The organism is Streptomyces sp. NPDC006365 (assembly GCF_042870755.1).
GTDB lineage: Bacteria > Actinomycetota > Actinomycetes > Streptomycetales > Streptomycetaceae > Streptomyces > Streptomyces xiangluensis.
In genome coordinates this window covers 252111-269247 of sequence record NZ_JBIAHS010000010.1, presented here as the reverse complement: position 1 = coordinate 269247, position 17137 = coordinate 252111, and the positions used below count along the sequence as shown (strand labels likewise).

The following is a 17137-nucleotide window of genomic DNA, read 5'->3' as shown; positions in this document are numbered from 1 at the left end:
GGGGCGATGGCGATGACCCGACCGGCAGCAGCCGGAGATCACTGCTCGCGCAGCGGGACCGACACGTACGACGGGTCGGCCGCGGGTGAGGAGAAGGTCAGCTGCGCGCCGGTCGGATTGTGCTCGATGTAGAGCGGATCGACCGTGTCGACGACCAGAGCGAGACGGTGCCCCGCCGGGACGTCGTAGGCCGTGGAGAACAGCTCCAGGTCGACACCGAACGGCTCGCCCGGCGTCTGCCCGTGGAAGGTGTGCGGCGCGTTGCTGACCAGCTTGCCGATGCCGAGCGGGCCCACGTCGTAGAGGTACGCGACGACGGTGCCGCTCTCCTTGGTGCTGGTGACCGTGGTGTGCAGCTTCGTGGTCCCGCGCACCAGTTGGGCGCTCCTGTACTTCTCCGACTGCCATACGGCGGCGTACCGGCGGGGCAGGAGCGGCATCGAGGCCATCGGGGGCAGCTGGGCCACCTGGTCGAGGATGCTGGACAGGAAGATGGTCCCGCCGTCCGCGCCGGAGTTGACGTTCGCGCGAATCGTGGTGGTGCCCGCGAGGTCGATCTTCTTCCGTGTCGCGGTGACCGACTTCCAGTCGGGATAGCCCTCGTAGCCACCTGTGGAGCGGGACTTGAGCCGGACGGGCTGCTCGCGGTCGATGCCGTTGTTTGCGTCCTTGAGGTGGTGGTCAAACCAGCGGGCGGTGTCGGTCCACACGTCGTTGGGCAGGCCGAGCAGTCCGGTCGCCTCGTTGGTGGCGTGATCGCCGGGGCGCAGTTCCAGCCGCTTCGGGCCGGTCAGCTTCTCGTAGAAGTCGGCGTACTGGTTGGGCGGGAAGACCGTGTCGCCCCAGGCGTTGGCGAGCATGACCGCCGTGCCGTTGGCGTTGATCCGGTCGACGTACGTCGCGGGGGAACGCTTCTTCCCCCAGGCGATGAGCTCCCGCTCCTTGGCCAGGTTGGAGGCGAAGAAGTCCTTGAAGATCCGCTTGAGTTCGGGGCTCTGGCGGCCGGTGATGTTGCCCGCGCCGTCCAGCAGGGCCGCCGCCTGGGAGTGCTGGGTGCGGCCGGAGTAGATCGAGTCGATCAGGTCGGCCCAGCCGCTGAGTGCCGCGACCGCCTTGACGCGCTTGTCGTGTGCGGCGGCGAGCAGGCTGATGCCCGCGCCGTACGAGAGACCCGCCATGCCGACCTGGTCCGCGTCGGCCGGGGTGTTGGCGAGGGCCCAGTCGATCACCTTGGAGGCGTCGGCGATGTCCGGCGGGCCCGCCACCTCGATGTGGCCGCCCGACTGCCAGAAGCCGCGCACGTTGTAACTGACGACCACATAGCCGGAGTTGGCGAGCTTCTGGGCCTGGGCGAGGTACTCGACCTGCGGCAGGCCCCAGCTCGTCGGCAGCACGATCAGCGGGTAGCGGCGGGTGCCATCGTCGTCCGTGGGGGTGACGGCGTTGGCCTTGAGGGTGGTGCCGCCGTCTCCGGCGATGTCTACGAACCGGACGCCGGCCGCGGCCGACATGGCGGGCTCCGCCTGTGCGGCGGGGGCGATTCCGAGGGCCGTGCCGGCGAGCAGGGTCGCCGAAACGGCACCGACTGCGGTGGTACGCAGGGTTTTGCGAGGGCTTCCCACGGGTCACTCCTCACTCGTGTCAGTGCAAAGTGACCCGACGGTAACCGCTGCCTCTTACCGCAGGTAACCCGTCAGTAAGTTACGTGCGAGTAACGATCGTTGAAATGTGTAGGGACTTAGGAGGCGCGATGGCCCTTCTGGGGAGCCGCCTCCGGCGACGGCGCCTGCGCGGCCTTTGTGACGTCCGCGACGAGCTCGACGACATCGGAGCCGTACGCCTGGGAGTTGACGACCTTCAGGAGCAGGACGAGGGAGTTGTTGCCGTGCTTGCGCGCCAGCCGCTCATGATGGCGGGCGAGATAGCGGGTGGCCGCCTGGTTGGTGATCGCGCGCTGGCCGCAGAAGACGAACACGGGTCTCGTCGTGTGGCCCTGCCCTGCGGTGAGCCGGGCGAAGAACGCGTACTCACTCTTGCCGGGCTCAAGGCGATAGGTCTCCCCGCCGATCTGGAAGGCGCCGCGGTCCGGGCCCGGCTCCGGGTCCGTGTTGAGGCGGATGCCCGGCAGCAGCGAGTGCAGATGCGCGGCCATCCGGCGATTCGCCGAGGGATGGCCCACGCAGAACTCCGTACGCTCCCCGAAACCCTGCTGCGTCGCGTCGTGGGCGACGAGCTGGGAGTGGGCACCGCAATCCTTGATCAGCGCGGAGAGTTCGAGCAGCGCGGCCACATCGTGGCGCACGACCGTGAGATCCGGGCCGCCCGCATCGCGATTCACCACCAGCAGCGACTCGGAGTTCTCGGGCAGCCCGAAGAACGCCTGCTTACGGCGGAGTTTGCGCTTCCACAGGTACGTACGGGCGAGCCAGCCGAGCGCGGCGCCGATGACGGCCAAGGCCACGCCCAGAACGATGTTGCGCACGTCGTCATTCATGGGCGCGCATGGTAGCGGGCGCGCCGGAACGCTGTTCGATGAGTGCCTGACGGGACCATGGCAAAGAAGTACGCTGCGCACACGGCTGCCAACTGGAGGTAGGGATGCGTCGTCCGGTCAGACGGAAGCTCGCGGTCCTGGCGGTCTCGGCCGCCGTGGTGTCGGTCGGAGCGGCGGCACCCCCGTCCGCGTCGGCGGGCGCGCCGCCCGAGAAGGAGCCGGTCGCCGTCGGATACGGCGGGGCCGTGGCGAGCGTGGACGCCGACGCGTCCGCCGCCGGTATCGAGGTCCTGCGCAAGGGCGGCAACGCGGTGGACGCGGCCGTCGCCACGGCAGCGGCGCTCGGCGTCACCGAGCCGTACTCCTCGGGCATCGGCGGGGGCGGCTACTTCGTCTACTACGACGCCAAGTCCCGTACGGTGCACACCATCGACGGGCGCGAGACGGCACCGCAGACCGCCGACTCGGGGCTCTTCCTGGAGAACGGGCAGCCGATCCCGTTCGCCGACGCGGTGACCAGCGGTCTCGGCGTGGGGACGCCCGGCACGCCCGCCACCTGGCAGACGGCGCTCGACGCCTGGGGCAGCAAGCGGCTCGGCCCGCTGCTGAAGCCCGCCGAGCGGCTCGCGCGCGAAGGGTTCACCGTCGACCCCACCTTCCGCTCCCAGACGGAGTCCAACCAGGCGCGCTTCAAGGATTTCCCCGACACGGCCGAGCTGTTCCTCCCCGGCGGCGAACTGCCGGTGGTCGGCTCGACGTTCAAGAACCCCGATCTGGCGCGCACGTACGCGGAGTTGGGCCGCGAGGGCGTCGGCGCGCTGTACCACGGCAAGCTGGCACGCGACATCGTCGACACGGTCAACGACCCGCCCGTGGACTCGGCCTCGGGACGCAACGCACGCCCGGGCGAACTGTCCCTCAAGGACCTCGCCGCGTACGAGACGAAGCGGCAGGCCCCGACGAAGACGAAATACCGCGGTCTGAACGTCTACTCCATCGCTCCTTCCTCCTCCGGCGGCACTACGGTCGGCGAAGCGCTCAACATCCTTGAGAACACGGACCTTTCGAAGGCCTCGGACGTCCAGTACCTGCACCGCTACATCGAGGCGAGCCGTATCGCCTTCGCGGACCGGGGGCGCTGGGTGGGCGACCCCGCCTTCGAGGACGTACCGACGAAGGAACTGCTGTCGCAGAAGTACGCCGACTCGCGGGAGTGCCTGATCAAGGACGACACGGTGCTGAAGAGCCCGCTGGCGCCGGGAGATCCGCGGAACCCCGCGGCCTGCTCCTCGGGCGGTGCGGCGGCGCCGACGACGTACGAAGGTGAGAACACCACGCATCTCACGGCGGCCGACAAGTGGGGCAACGTCGTCGCGTACACCCTCACCATCGAGCAGACCGGCGGCAGCGGCATCACCGTCCCGGACCGTGGCTTCATCCTCAACAACGAGCTGACGGACTTCTCCTTCACGCCCGCGAGCCCGGACGTGCACGACCCGAACCTGCCGGGCCCGGGCAAGCGGCCACGCTCGTCGATCTCGCCGACGATCGTGCTGGACCAGCACAACAAGCCCGTGGTGGCGCTCGGTTCGCCGGGCGGCGCGACCATCGTCACGACGGTGCTGCAGACGCTGACGGGCTTCGTCGACCGTGGCCTTCCGCTGGTCGACGCGATCGCCGCCCCGCGCGCCAGCCAGCGCAACCAGACGACCACCGAGCTCGAACCGGGCCTGTGGAACAGCGAGTTGAGGACACAGCTGGAGTCGATCGGCCATGGCTTCCGGCAGAACCGGGAGATCGGCGCGGCGACGGGCGTCCAGCGGTTGCCGAACGGGAAGTGGCTGGCGGCGGCGGAGACGGTACGGCGCGGGGGCGGCTCGGCGATGGTGGTGACACCGACTGCCTCCGGCGGTTGAGCGGGGCGCCCACGGGGTGGTCGGTTCGGTTCATGGGCGAGTGCGGGTCCGTCGTGGCTTGTCGTGCCCCGCGGCGGAGCCGCATATGTCACAGCGGTGCGCCCCTGAAGGGGCGCACCCGGAGCCGCCGGCTACCCCGTGCCCGCACTTGCCCACCGGCGGGAGGGGGCCTGGGCCGGTGCGTCGTATGCCCGCCGCTCAGATTCTGTCTCAGGTCACCCGCGCCCTGTAGCAGCAAGGGGAGCAACCACAACGAACCCGCACCCGACAACGAACCCCACGTGTAACCGACGGAGGCATGGGCACTCGCGAGCCCGGACGGCAGTCGATCGCAAGCGCGCCCCGGCCGGCCCAAGCCAAGCGCAGCGGGGGCGCCGGAACGGATGGCCATGACCAGCGGCTTCCCAGGTCCGCAGGGCTACGGCCCGGACCCCTTCGGAGAATTCTTCGCACGCTTCTTCGGGGGCGGCCCCCGCCCCGCCCCCCGGCACATCGACATCGGCCGGCTGATGAGCGGCCCCGCGCGCCAGCTGGTCGCCACCGCCGCGACGTACGCCACCGAACACGGCAGCACGGACCTGGACACCCAGCACCTCCTGCGCGCCGCCCTCGCCGTCGAACCCACCCGCAGCCTGCTGGCCCGAGCCGGCGCCGACCCCGACGCGCTGGCCACCGAGATCGACGAACGCGTGGGTCCGGGCGACAACCAGTCCGCGGCCAAACCCGGCGACCAGTCACCCGACCGCGCCGAGGACCGACCCGACGGCCGAGCCGAGGACCGACCCGACGGCCGAGCCGAGGACCGCCCGCACACCCCTCTCGGCATCACCCCCGCAGTCAAACGCGCCCTCCTCGACGCCCACGCCCTCGCCAGGGCGGAAGGCGTCGGCTACATAGGCCCCGAGCACGTCCTCAGCGCCCTCGCCGCGAACCCCGACTCCGCCGCCGGCCACATCCTGAACGCCGCCCGGTTCAGCCCCTCCCCCCTCCCGCCCGAGGGCTCCGCCCCGGCGGCAGGCGCCCCGGCGCAACCGGAGCGGGCGCGTTCCTCCCCCACCCCGACCCTGGACAAGTACGGCCGGGATCTCACCGACCTCGCCAGGCAGGGCCGTATCGACCCGGTCATCGGCCGGGACATGGAGATCGAGCAGACCGTCGAGGTGCTGTCCCGGCGCGGCAAGAACAACCCGGTTCTGATCGGCGACGCGGGCGTGGGCAAGACCGCCATCGTGGAGGGCCTGGCGGAACGCATCGCCGACGGCGACGTGCCCGACATCCTCACGGGCCGGCGGGTCGTCGCCCTGGACCTCTCGGGCGTGGTCGCCGGCACCCGCTACCGCGGTGACTTCGAGGAGCGGCTGACCAACATCGTCGACGAGATCCGTACGAACTCCGACGAGCTGATCGTCTTCATCGACGAGCTGCACACCGTCGTCGGCGCCGGAGGCGGCGGCGAGGGCGGCTCGATGGACGCGGGCAACATCCTCAAGCCGCCTCTGGCCCGCGGCGAGCTGCACGTCGTGGGCGCGACGACGCTGGAGGAGTTCCGCCGGATCGAGAAGGACGCGGCCCTGGCGCGCCGGTTCCAGCCGATCCTGGTCCCCGAACCCTCCCCGTCGGACGCGCTGGAGATCCTGCGCGGCCTTTCCGACCGGTACGAGGCCCATCACCAGGTCCGCTACACCGACGAGGCCCTGGTCGCCGCCGTGGAGCTGTCCGACCGCTACATCACGGACCGCCATCTGCCGGACAAGGCCATCGACCTGATGGACCAGGCGGGCGCCCGTGTGCGCCTGCGCGCCCGGACCAAGGGCACCGACGTACGCGCCCTGGAGCGCGAGGTCGAGCAGCTCACCCGGGACAAGGACCAGGCGGTGGCGAGCGAGCAGTACGAACAGGCCACGCAGTTGCGCGACCGGATCAGCGAACTGAAGACGAAGATCGACGCCGGGCGCGACGGGGAGGCCGACGAGGGGCAGCAGCTCGAGGTTACGGCCGAGGCCGTCGCCGAGGTGGTCTCGCGGCAGACCGGCATCCCGGTCAGCAGCCTCACCACCGAGGAGAAGGACCGGCTGCTCGGCCTGGAGGAGCATCTGCACCAGCGGGTCGTCGGACAGGACGAGGCCGTCAGCGTGGTGGCCGACGCGATCCTGCGCTCCCGGGCCGGTCTCGCGAGCCCCGACCGGCCGATCGGCAGCTTCCTCTTCCTGGGCCCCACCGGCGTCGGCAAGACGGAGCTGGCCCGCGCGCTGGCGGAGGCCCTGTTCGGCAGCGAGGAGCGGATGGTGCGCCTGGACATGAGCGAGTACCAGGAACGGCACACCGTCAGCCGGCTCGTCGGCGCCCCGCCCGGCTATGTCGGCCACGAGGAGGCCGGACAGCTCACCGAGACCGTACGGCGGCATCCGTACTCGCTGCTCCTGCTCGACGAGGTGGAGAAGGCCCACCCCGATGTTTTCAACATCCTGTTGCAGGTGCTCGACGACGGCCGGCTCACCGACGCCCAGGGCCGCACGGTGGACTTCACCAACACCGTGATCGTGATGACGAGCAACCTCGGCTCCGAGGCGATCACCCGCCGCGGCGCCGGCCTCGGGTTCGCCGCGCGCGACGCCGAGGCCGACGAGCAGGCCCGCCGTGAGCAGATCCTGCGCCCGCTGCGACAGCACTTCCGACCGGAGTTCCTCAACCGGATCGACGAGGTCGTCGTCTTCCGGCAGCTCACCAGCGAGCAACTGCATCGCATCACCGAGCACTTGCTGGATCAGACGCGGCACCGCCTGCGCGCCCGGGACGTCGCGGTCACCTTCACCGACCGGGCCGTCGACTGGCTCGCGCAGCGTGGACACGAGCCCGAGTACGGCGCCCGGCCGCTGCGCCGCACCATCCAGCGGGAGATCGACAACCGGCTGTCCCGTCTGCTCCTCGACGGCCGGCTCACGGCAGGCAGCCGGGTCACGGTGGACGTCGAGTACGGCGAACCGGTGTTCCGCACCGACGAGAGCACCGGGGAGACCGGCCAGGCCGAAGGCTGAGCTACCGGGCCGTCAGGACTCGTGGCCCCGAGTCTGTGATGGCCACGGTGTGTTCGGCGTGGGCCGCACGGGAGCCGTCGTTGGTTCGGAGGGTCCAGCCATCCGAGGCTGCGTGGTAGTCGTCTGCGCCGGAGGCGATGAGCATGGGCTCGATGGCCAGGACCATGCCGTGGCGGAGAGGGAGGCCACGGCCGGGACGGCCCTCGTTCGGGACCGGAGGGTCCTCGTGCATGCGGCGGCCTACGCCGTGGCCGCCGAAGCCGTCCGGAATGCCGTAGCCCGCCGCGCGGCACACCGTGCCGATGGCGTGGGCGATGTCGCCGATGCGGTTGCCTACGACGGCCGCCTCGATGCCCGCCGCCAGCGCGCGCTCGGTGGTCTCCACGAGGCGTACGTCGGCGGCGCGCGGCCTGCCCACGATGAAACTGACAGCAGAGTCGCCGACCCAGCCGCCCAGTTCGGCACCGAAGTCGATGGAGAGCAGGTCGCCGTCGCGCAGACGGTAGCCGGTCGGGATGCCGTGCACGATCGCGTCGTTCACCGAGGTGATCAGCACCGCCGGGAAGGGCGTGGGGGCGAAGGAGGGGTGATAGCCGAGGAAGGGGGAGCCGGCGCCTGCGCTGCGCAGAACATCATGGGCGACCTCGTCCAGCTCCAGCAGCGAGACACCCACGTCAGCGGCCTCTCGTACCGCGGTGAGGGCGCGGCCCACGACCTGACCCGCTTCGTACATCGCGTCGATAGACGTATCCGTCTTCAGTTCCACCATGCCAATTACTATACCGCTCGGCGCCTATTAATATACCGCTTGCCGGTATTAGTATGGGGGCATGGTACGCACCCCCCTGACCCCCGAAGAGCGTCAACGCGGCGAGCGGCTAGGCCAGTTGCTGCGCGAGGCCCGTGGTGGCCGCAGCATGGCGGAGGTCGCCGCCAGCGCGGGCCTCTCCGCCGAGACGCTCCGCAAGATCGAGACAGGCCGCGCCCCGACCCCCGCCTTCTTCACCGTGGCGGCACTGGCCGGAGTGCTGGGTCTCTCGATGGACGAGATCGCGGGGAGGTGCGCGCTGGCGGGGGTTTGAGCTGCTGCCGGATTACCGGGGATTCACTGACTCGCGGGGCAGAGAAGGCCGCACCCCGCAAGCAGACGGAAGCCGTCCCGGCCCATCCGCGACGGCCGGGTCCACCCAACACCGTTCGGAGCGGGCCACTGATGCGCAGACCTGGACAACAGGACTCACTGCCACTCAGTGATTAGGAACGGTGTAGCGTCCTTCGCGTACAAACCTGCCGGCGTCCCGAGGTCGAGCCGCGCACGTCACGTTGCGAGTGGGACGGAGCACTCCGCGCCCGGTTCGAAAACCTCTCGTAGCGCATCCGTAACACGAATGGTGTTTTCTACCGGATCGGAGTACTCCAGTCTGGCGTGGGGTGAACGTAATGGCGGTGGATCAACTCCCGGGCCAGGTGCGGGAGTTCGCTCAGTATCTGAAAGGCCTGCTGACCCGGCTCGATCAGGGCGGCGGGTGGTGCGCTGTGTTCTGGCAGCGCGATCCCGAGGGAATGCGGGCCTGTCTCGACGGCTGGGAAGTGCCGCCCTGGGACGTCGTGGAGGCGCTCCTCCAGGACCTCGCGGTCGCATACGGCGACCGGGCCGCCGCCCAGGAGACCGAGCGGGCGCGCGCCTTGCACCGAGCCTCACTCGCCGCGTACGACGCCCGGCCCGGCGGCCGGGACGCCCTCAGCGACCGCCTCGACGTCATGCTCCGCGAACAGCGCTACGCCGCCGAACGCCAGGCGGAACTGACCCACTCCCTGCGCGCCGCCGCCTCCCGCGACGAGGCCGACTCCATACGCCTCGACCTGGCCTGGGCCCGCGACGACCATGAACGCGCCACCGCCCGCTGCGCCGAAATCCGGTCCCGGATAGGCGAGTTGGACCGCCGGACGACGGGCGGACAGGCGAGCGAGGCGATGACGATCCCTCAGGGGGACGGCGGGGGTGTGGTCCGGGTCGATGAGGTGCCCGACGGGGGAGGGAGTTCGTCCTACGACGGTCACGGGGGGTCGTCCCATGGGCGCGGTGGCGCGTACGGCTCCGACAGTGCCGCCGCGGGACGCGTGGGTGCGCAGCGTCGGGAGCCGGTCGAGGACGACTGGCCGGACATCTGGCAGGACTCGACCGTGCGACGAGCCGCCCGTCGGCCCGACTTGGGCAGGGACACCCCGATGTCCGCCCCATCCTCGCCCGAGCACGCCGCGCCGTCCGACGCCCCGCCCTCCGCAGCCGACGTCCGCCCTACGCCCTCCGCGCCCACCCCCAAAGCGGCCAAGCAACGCTCCAAACGGCGGCCCCGGGGCAGTGCCCGTTTCGCCGGGATGGAAGCGGACCCCGGTCCCCGCGCCGTACCGGACATGTCCGCGCCTGCCGCCACGGACCGCAGCCCGCGGGGGGCCCGTTACGCCGGGGCTGCCGAGGAAGCGGAGCGGCGGCCGTCGGGGCGGCGCGAGCCGTTGGACGACGAGGCGCGGCGGGCCACGGTCGAGGCCGTCGAGCGGCTTGTCCGGCTGCGCGGTGAGGGGCGTAGCGGCGAGGCGCACGCACTGCTGGCCGAAGCCGCGTACTGGCCTGCGGCCCGGCTTCCCCTCCTCGCCGCCGAACTGCACCGTGCGGGCCTGGGTGCGGACTGGGCCACGCTGCTGTGGGAGGCGGTTTCGCTGCCGACCGACCGGCTGGTCGCCGCGGCCGATGCGCTCGCGGCGGCGGGGCGTCAGGCGGATGGCCGGCAGATGCTGCGACAGGGCGTTGCGCGGCCCGCCTCGGAGATCGGCGAGGCGGTGTTGGCGCTCGCCGAGGATGGCCGCGAACGCGAGGTCCGCGCGCTCCTCGACGCGTACGTGCGCGTCCGCACGCCCGAGGAGGCGGCCCGGAGCGCGGCTCCCGACCCGGCGCGGCTCGCGCCTCTCCTCCTGGAGGCAGCCAAGGCCGTGTCGGAGGAGCGCCACTGGGACCTGGTCCACGCGCTGCGTGTCGCGGGTTACACCGGGTGACCTTCGGCGGTTGGGCGCCCACAGGGGTGGGGTGTTGGGTTCGCGGCCGAGTGCGGGTTGTGTGTGGCTGATCGCGCGGTTCCCCGCGCTCCTGGGTGGGTGGGGCCGAACGACCCCCATCGGAGGAAGAAACATGATCGATTCCCCCGGTTAACGACGATGGTCTTGCCCAGCGCAGCGGCTCGGCTTACTTTCGGGGCTCCAGCGTCTACGGGCGTAGAGACGTAGCCGCTGACGCCCGGTCGAAGGAGCAAGCTCATGGCCAACGTCGTACGTGCCGCCCTGGTCCAGGCCACCTGGACCGGCGACTCCGCATCCATGGTCGCCAAGCACGAGGAACACGCCCGCGAAGCGGCCCGCCAGGGCGCGAAGGTCATCGGATTCCAGGAAGTCTTCAACGCCCCGTACTTCTGCCAGGTCCAGGAGCCGGAACACTACAAGTGGGCCGAGCCCGTACCAGACGGCCCGACCGTGACGCGGATGCAGGAGCTCGCGCGCGAAACCGGCATGGTCATCGTCGTCCCGGTCTTCGAGGTCGAACAGTCCGGCTTCTACTTCAACACCGCCGCCGTGATCGACGCCGACGGCACCTACCTCGGCAAGTACCGCAAGCACCACATCCCCCAGGTCAAAGGCTTCTGGGAGAAGTACTACTTCAAACCGGGCAACCTGGGCTGGCCCGTCTTCGACACGGCCGTCGGCAAGGTCGGCGTCTACATCTGCTACGACCGCCACTTCCCGGAGGGATGGCGGCAACTCGGCCTCAACGGCGCTCAGTTGGTCTACAACCCTTCCGCCACCTCCCGTGGGCTCTCCGGTTACCTCTGGCAGCTGGAGCAGCCCGCCGCCGCCGTCGCCAACGAGTACTTCATCGCCGCGATCAACCGCGTCGGCCAGGAGGAGTACGGCGACAACGACTTCTACGGGACGAGTTACTTCGTCGACCCCCGTGGGCAGTTCGTCGGCGAGACCGCGAGCGACAAGACCGAGGAACTCGTCGTACGCGACCTCGACTTCGACTTGATCGAAGAGGTGCGGCAGCAATGGGCCTTCTATCGGGACCGCCGCCCCGACGCCTACGAGGGACTGGTGCAGCCATGAGTGACCTGTACGCCCGCCACAAAGCAGTCCTCCCCGACTGGCTCGCCCTCTACTACGCCGACCCCCTCGAGATCACCCACGGCGAGGGCCGCCACGTCTGGGACGCCGCCGGGAAGAAGTACCTCGACTTCTTCGGCGGGATTCTGACCACCATGACCGCGCACGCGCTCCCCGAGGTGACGAAGGCCGTCAGCGAGCAGGCCGGGCGGATCATCCACACCTCGACCCTCTACCTCAACCGGCCGATGGTCGAACTCGCCGAGCGCGTCGCCCAGTTGTCCGGCATTCCGGACGCCCGCGTCTTCTTCACGACGTCCGGCACGGAAGCCAACGACACCGCGCTGCTGCTGGCGACCGCGTACCGGCAGAGCAACCAGATCCTGGCGATGCGCAACAGCTACCACGGCCGTTCGTTCAGCGCGGTCGGCATCACCGGCAACAAAGGCTGGTCGCCGACCAGCCTCTCGCCCCTCCAGACGCTGTACGTCCACGGCGGCGTCCGCACCCGCGGCCCGTACGCCGATCTCGACGACGCCGGCTTCATCGCGGCCTGCGTAGCCGACCTGGAGGACCTGCTCGGCCATGTCCGCGCGCCCGCGGCCCTGATCGCCGAGCCCATTCAGGGTGTCGGCGGCTTCACCGCACCGCCGGACGGACTGTACGCGGCCTTCCGTGAGGTGCTCCAGGAGCGCGGCATCCTGTGGATCGCCGACGAGGTGCAGACCGGCTGGGGCCGGACCGGCGACCACTTCTGGGGCTGGCAGGCCCACGGCGCCTCGGGACCGCCGGACATGCTGACCTTCGCCAAGGGCATCGGCAACGGTATGTCGATCGGCGGGGTCGTCGCCCGAGCCGACGTCATGAACTGCCTTGACTCCAACTCCATTTCGACCTTCGGTGGCTCTCCGGTCACGATGGCCGCCGGGAACGCCAACCTCACGTACCTCCTCGAACACGACCTCCAGGGCAACGCCCGCCGCGTCGGCGGCATGCTCATCGAGCGGCTGCGGGCCATCGCCGCACAGCATCCGGGCGTACGCGAGATCCGTGGCCGCGGACTGATGATCGGCGTCGAGCTGGTGAAACCCGGTACCGACGAGGCCGACCCGGACGCGGCCGCCGCCGTACTCGAAGCGGCCCGCGAGCAAGGCCTGCTGATCGGCAAGGGCGGCGGTCACAACACCAGCGTTCTGCGCATCGCCCCACCGCTCTCGCTCACCGTCGCGGAGGCCGAAGAGGGCGCCGCGATCCTCGAGCGGGCGCTGAGGAGCGCCCCGTAGGACACCAGTGACCGTCGTCCGGGCGTCGTCCACCGATCCGGACGACGCCCGGCACATCCATACGTCAACAGCGCCCACCACCGCAGGACCAGGAGAGGGACCATGAGTAGTCGTACCGTCATCCGCGGTGGCCTCGTCATCACCGCGTCCGACGAGATCCACGCCGACGTCCTGATCGAGGACGGCCGCATCGCCGCCCTCGCCGCCTCCGGCACCCCGGCCGCCGAGGCCTGGACCGCCGAGCGCACCATCGACGCCACGGGGAAGTACGTGATTCCGGGCGGCGTCGACGCCCATACGCACATGGAGCTGCCGTTCGGCGGCACCTTCGCCTCCGACACCTTCGAGACCGGCACCCGGGCCGCGGCCTGGGGCGGCACCACGACGATCGTCGACTTCGCCGTGCAGACCGTGGGCCGCTCGCTGCGCGAGGGACTGGACGCCTGGAACGCCAAGGCCGACGGCAAATGCGCCATCGACTACGGCTTCCACATGATCGTCTCCGACGTCAACCAGGAGACGCTCAAGGAGATGGACCTGCTCGTGGAGGAGGGGGTCACCTCCTTCAAGCAGTTCATGGCGTACCCCGGCGTCTTCTACAGCGACGACGGCCAGATCCTGCGCGCCATGCAACGCTCCGCCGAGAACGGCGGACTGATCATGATGCACGCCGAGAACGGCATAGCGATCGATGTCCTGGTCGAGCAGGCGCTGGCTCGCGGTGAGACCGACCCCAGGTATCACGGCGAGGTGCGGAAGGCGCTCCTTGAGGCCGAGGCCACTCACCGCGCCATCAAGCTCGCGCAGGTCGCGGGCGCCCCGCTGTATGTCGTGCACGTCTCGGCGATGGAGGCAGTCGCCGAGCTGGCAAGGGCGCGTGACGAAGGTCTGAACGTCTTCGGCGAGACCTGCCCGCAGTATCTTTTCCTGTCCACGGACAACCTCGCGGAGCCGGACTTCGAGGGGTCCAAGTATGTGTGCTCCACGCCGCTGCGCCCCAAGGAGCACCAGAAGTACCTGTGGCGGGGCCTCAGGACGAACGACCTCCAGGTCGTCTCCACCGACCACTGCCCCTTCTGCTTCGTCGGCCAGAAGGAGCTCGGCCGCGGTGACTTCTCCAAGATCCCCAACGGTCTGCCGGGCGTCGAGAACCGTATGGACCTCCTCCACCAGGCCGTCGTCGACGGGCACATCACCCGCCGCCGCTGGATCGAGATCGCCTGCGCCACTCCGGCCCGGATGTTCGGCCTGTACCCGAAGAAGGGCACCATCGCCCCGGGCGCCGACGCCGACGTCGTCATCTACGACCCGGGGGCCGAGCAGGTCATGTCCGCCGACACGCACCACATGAACGTCGACTACTCGGCGTACGAGGGCAAGAGCGTCACCGGCCGCGTCGAGACGGTCCTCTCGCGGGGCGAACTCGTCATCACCGAGCGGGAGTTCACCGGACGTGCCGGGCACGGCGTCTACACCCCCCGCTCCACCTGTCAGTACCTCAACTAGGAGTGGCGCCCATGGACTTCGGACTGGTCCTGCAGACCGACCCCCCTGCCTCGCGTGTCATCAGCCTGATGAAGCGGGCCGAGCGCAACGGCTTCACGTACGGCTGGACCTTCGACTCCGCCGTGCTGTGGCAGGAGCCGTTCGTGATCTACAGCCAGATCCTGTCGAACACGTCCAAGCTGAAGGTCGGCCCGATGGTCACCAACCCGGGCACCCGCACCTGGGAAGTCACCGCCTCGACCTTCGCCACGCTCAACGACATGTTCGGCAACCGCACGATCTGCGGTATCGGCCGCGGTGACTCCGCGATGCGGGTCGCGGGCCGCAAGCCCAACACCCTGGCCCGTATCAGCGAGGCCATGAAGGTGATCCGGGCACTGGGCAGCGGCGAGGAGGCGGACCTCGGCGGCGGCACCGTCATCCGGTTCCCGTGGATCAAGCCCGGAGCCGAACTCCCGGTCTGGATGGCCGCGTACGGTCCGAAGGCCCTGAAGATGACCGGCGAAGAGGCCGACGGCTTCATCCTCCAGCTGTCCGACCTGTATTTGACCGAGTACATGGTGAAGGCGGTCAAGGACGCGGCGGTCGCCGCCGGTCGTGACCCGTCCGACGTCAAGATCTGTGTGGCCGCCCCGGCGTACGTCACCGAGGACGACTCGCCCGAGGCGCTCGCTCACGCGCGTGAGCAGTGCCGCTGGTTCGGCGGGATGGTCGGCAACCATGTCGCGGACCTGGTGTCCAAGTACGGTTCCGACAGCGCCGTGGTCCCGCAGACGCTCACCGACTACATCAAGGCCCGCGAGGGGTACGACTACTCGCACCATGGGCGCAGCGGCAACCCGGACACCCAGTTCGTGCCCGATGAGATCGTCGACCGGTTCTGCGTCATCGGCCCGGTCGAGAAGCACGTCGAGAAGCTGAACGCGCTGCGTGAGCTGGGTGTCGACCAGTTCGCCGTGTACGACATGCATGACGCGCAGGAGGCCGTGATCGACGCGTACGGTCGGACGGTCATCCCCGCGGTCAACTCCTGACCGGAGCACCGACTCCTGGCGCACGGCACCACCGCTCCTCCCCACCCCGCCCCCCGACCCCCCACTCCTTGTCTCCCCTCCCCGCCGTCCCGGGGAGGGGCCAAGGGGGCCCCGCACGGCCTCTCCCGTCCCGCCTTAGTCGATTGGCCTGCCCATGACTGATACAGCCCCCACGGGGTCGCCCACCGTCCCGAGTGCCGACAGTGAAGGCCGGATAGAGCTCGCCCCCGAGGCCTTCCCCGCCGACAGCCCCTTCGCCAACGAGGACCTGCGCCCCGTGCCGCTCGCCGAGCGGCGCTGGACGACGTACAACTTCGCCGCGCTGTGGATCGGTATGGCGGTCAACGTTCCGTCGTGGACGCTCGCCGCCGGCCTGGTCGCGCTCGGCATGGACTGGAAGCAGTCCGTGCTCACCATTGCGCTCGGCAACGTCATCGTGCTGCTGCCGATGCTGCTGACCGGCCACGCGGGACCCAAGTACGGTATTCCGTTCCCCGTGCTGGCCCGTGCCTCCTTCGGGCTGCGTGGCGCCAATCTGCCGGCGCTGCTGCGCGGCCTTGTGGCCTGTGCCTGGTTCGGCATCCAGACCTGGATCGGCGGCCAGTCGATTTACTTCCTTGCCGGGAAGCTGGCCGGGGCGGGCAGTTGGTGGACCGACGCCGGCAAGGTCGGCGGCTATCCGTGGACGCAGTGGCTGTGCTTCCTGCTCTTCTTCGCCGTCGAGATCGTCATCATCCTGCGGGGCATGGACGCGGTGCGGCGGCTGGAGAACTGGGCGGCGCCGCTGATGCTGGCGGGCGCGGTCGCGCTGCTGATCTGGATCGCGAACAAGGCCGGCGGCTTCGGTCCGCTGCTCGACCAGCCCTCGCAGCTCGGCTGGGGCGCCGACTTCTGGAAGGTCTTCTTCCCGGCCCTGATGGGCATGATCGGCTTCTGGTCGACGCTCTCCCTCAACATCCCCGACTTCACCCGCTTCGGCGCCGGGCAGAAGGCCCAGGTGTGGGGCCAGTCGCTGGGACTGCCCACCACCATGGCCGTGTTCGCGCTGCTGTCGGTGCTGGTCACCTCGGGCGCGCAGGCCGTGTACGGCGAGCCGATCTGGGATCCGAGCCAGCTCGCGATGCGCATGGACAGCACGGTCGGGGTGCTCTTCGCGCTCTTCGTCCTGCTGCTCGCCACGCTGTCCACGAACATCGCCGCCAACCTGGTCAGCCCGGCCTACGACCTGTCCAACCTGGCGCCCAAGTTCATCAACTTCCGCACCGGCGCGCTCATCGCCTGCTTCGTCGGCGTGATCATCTTCCCCTGGAAGCTGATCGAGAACCCGGACATCTACATCTTCACCTGGCTGGGCACGGTCGGCGGCCTCCTCGGCACCGTGGCCGGCATCCTCATCGCCGACTACTGGCTGATCCGCCGCACCCACCTGGACCTGCGCGGCCTCTACACCGAGGGCAGCCGCTACTGGTACGGCTCCGGCTGGAACTGGCGGGCCTTGGCGGCCTTCGCCGTGGGCGCCGTCCTCGCCGTGGGCGGCTCGTACTCCAACGTCGACGCCGACGGCAACAAGGCCGGCCCCTTCCCGGCGGACGGACTGATCCCGTTCCTGAAGCCGCTGGCCGACTACGGCTGGGCAGTGGGCCTGGCGGCGTCGCTGCTGCTGTACGTGGTGCTGATGGGCGGCAGGGAGCGCGAGCCCCAGCCTCAAGACGCCGCCTGA

12 protein-coding genes are annotated in these 17137 nt (G+C 69.9%); 9 read left to right on the top strand and 3 right to left on the bottom strand.

What is annotated here, in order from left to right; genetic code table 11:
* Positions 1 to 38 precede the first annotated feature (38 nt).
* Together ACFYO0_RS27155 and ACFYO0_RS27150 are read right to left on the bottom strand one after the other, a co-directional pair.
* On the bottom strand, positions 39 to 1622 hold the full coding sequence (locus ACFYO0_RS27155; RefSeq protein WP_388680962.1) for a CocE/NonD family hydrolase: 1584 nt from the start codon (positions 1620 to 1622) through the stop codon (positions 39 to 41).
* A 116-nt stretch (positions 1623 to 1738) separates the two neighbouring features.
* Entirely contained in the window at positions 1739 to 2494 is a 756-nt protein-coding gene (locus ACFYO0_RS27150; RefSeq protein WP_388680960.1) for a hypothetical protein, read from the bottom strand.
* Positions 2495 to 2598: 104 nt separating this feature from the next.
* Between ACFYO0_RS27150 and ggt the strand changes: the two genes are divergently transcribed.
* Positions 2599 to 4410, top strand: coding sequence for a gamma-glutamyltransferase (ggt, locus tag ACFYO0_RS27145; protein ID WP_388680957.1), 1812 nt, complete (start codon positions 2599 to 2601; stop codon positions 4408 to 4410).
* Positions 4411 to 4799: 389 nt separating this feature from the next.
* A complete protein-coding gene (locus ACFYO0_RS27140; RefSeq protein ID WP_388680954.1) occupies positions 4800 to 7445 on the top strand; it encodes an ATP-dependent Clp protease ATP-binding subunit in 2646 nt (881 codons plus the stop codon).
* Position 7446: 1 nt separating this feature from the next.
* Here the strand turns inward: ACFYO0_RS27140 and map are convergent, their stop codons facing one another.
* Positions 7447 to 8214, bottom strand: a complete 768-nt coding sequence (gene map / locus ACFYO0_RS27135) for a type I methionyl aminopeptidase (RefSeq protein ID WP_388680952.1) — start codon at positions 8212 to 8214, stop codon at positions 7447 to 7449.
* Positions 8215 to 8275: 61 nt separating this feature from the next.
* On the opposite strand from map, the gene ACFYO0_RS27130 reads away from it, so the two are divergent.
* The 7 genes from ACFYO0_RS27130 (at position 8276) to ACFYO0_RS27100 (ending at position 17137) form a co-directional block, all read left to right on the top strand.
* A complete protein-coding gene (locus ACFYO0_RS27130) occupies positions 8276 to 8527 on the top strand; it encodes a helix-turn-helix domain-containing protein (RefSeq protein WP_388680949.1) in 252 nt (83 codons plus the stop codon).
* Positions 8528 to 8885: 358 nt separating this feature from the next.
* On the top strand, positions 8886 to 10496 hold the full coding sequence (locus tag ACFYO0_RS27125) for a hypothetical protein (protein WP_388680946.1): 1611 nt from the start codon (positions 8886 to 8888) through the stop codon (positions 10494 to 10496).
* 258 nt (positions 10497 to 10754) lie between these two features.
* Positions 10755 to 11597 (top strand): nitrilase-related carbon-nitrogen hydrolase, encoded by an 843-nt coding sequence (locus ACFYO0_RS27120; RefSeq protein ID WP_344395771.1) that lies wholly within the window; start codon positions 10755 to 10757, stop codon positions 11595 to 11597.
* Positions 11594 to 12877 carry an aspartate aminotransferase family protein gene (locus ACFYO0_RS27115; protein ID WP_388680943.1) on the top strand — a complete coding sequence of 428 codons (1284 nt, stop codon included), beginning with the start codon at positions 11594 to 11596 and terminating at the stop codon, positions 12875 to 12877. Before ACFYO0_RS27120 ends, ACFYO0_RS27115 begins: the two co-directional genes overlap by 4 nt.
* Positions 12878 to 12979: 102 nt before the next feature.
* Positions 12980 to 14383 carry a dihydropyrimidinase gene (gene hydA / locus ACFYO0_RS27110; protein WP_386345034.1) on the top strand — a complete coding sequence of 468 codons (1404 nt, stop codon included), beginning with the start codon at positions 12980 to 12982 and terminating at the stop codon, positions 14381 to 14383.
* An 11-nt stretch (positions 14384 to 14394) separates the two neighbouring features.
* Entirely contained in the window at positions 14395 to 15417 is a 1023-nt protein-coding gene (locus tag ACFYO0_RS27105; RefSeq protein WP_388680940.1) for a TIGR03842 family LLM class F420-dependent oxidoreductase, read from the top strand.
* 154 nt (positions 15418 to 15571) lie between these two features.
* Complete coding sequence (locus ACFYO0_RS27100) at positions 15572 to 17137, top strand: NCS1 family nucleobase:cation symporter-1 (protein WP_388680937.1); 1566 nt, start codon at positions 15572 to 15574, stop codon at positions 17135 to 17137.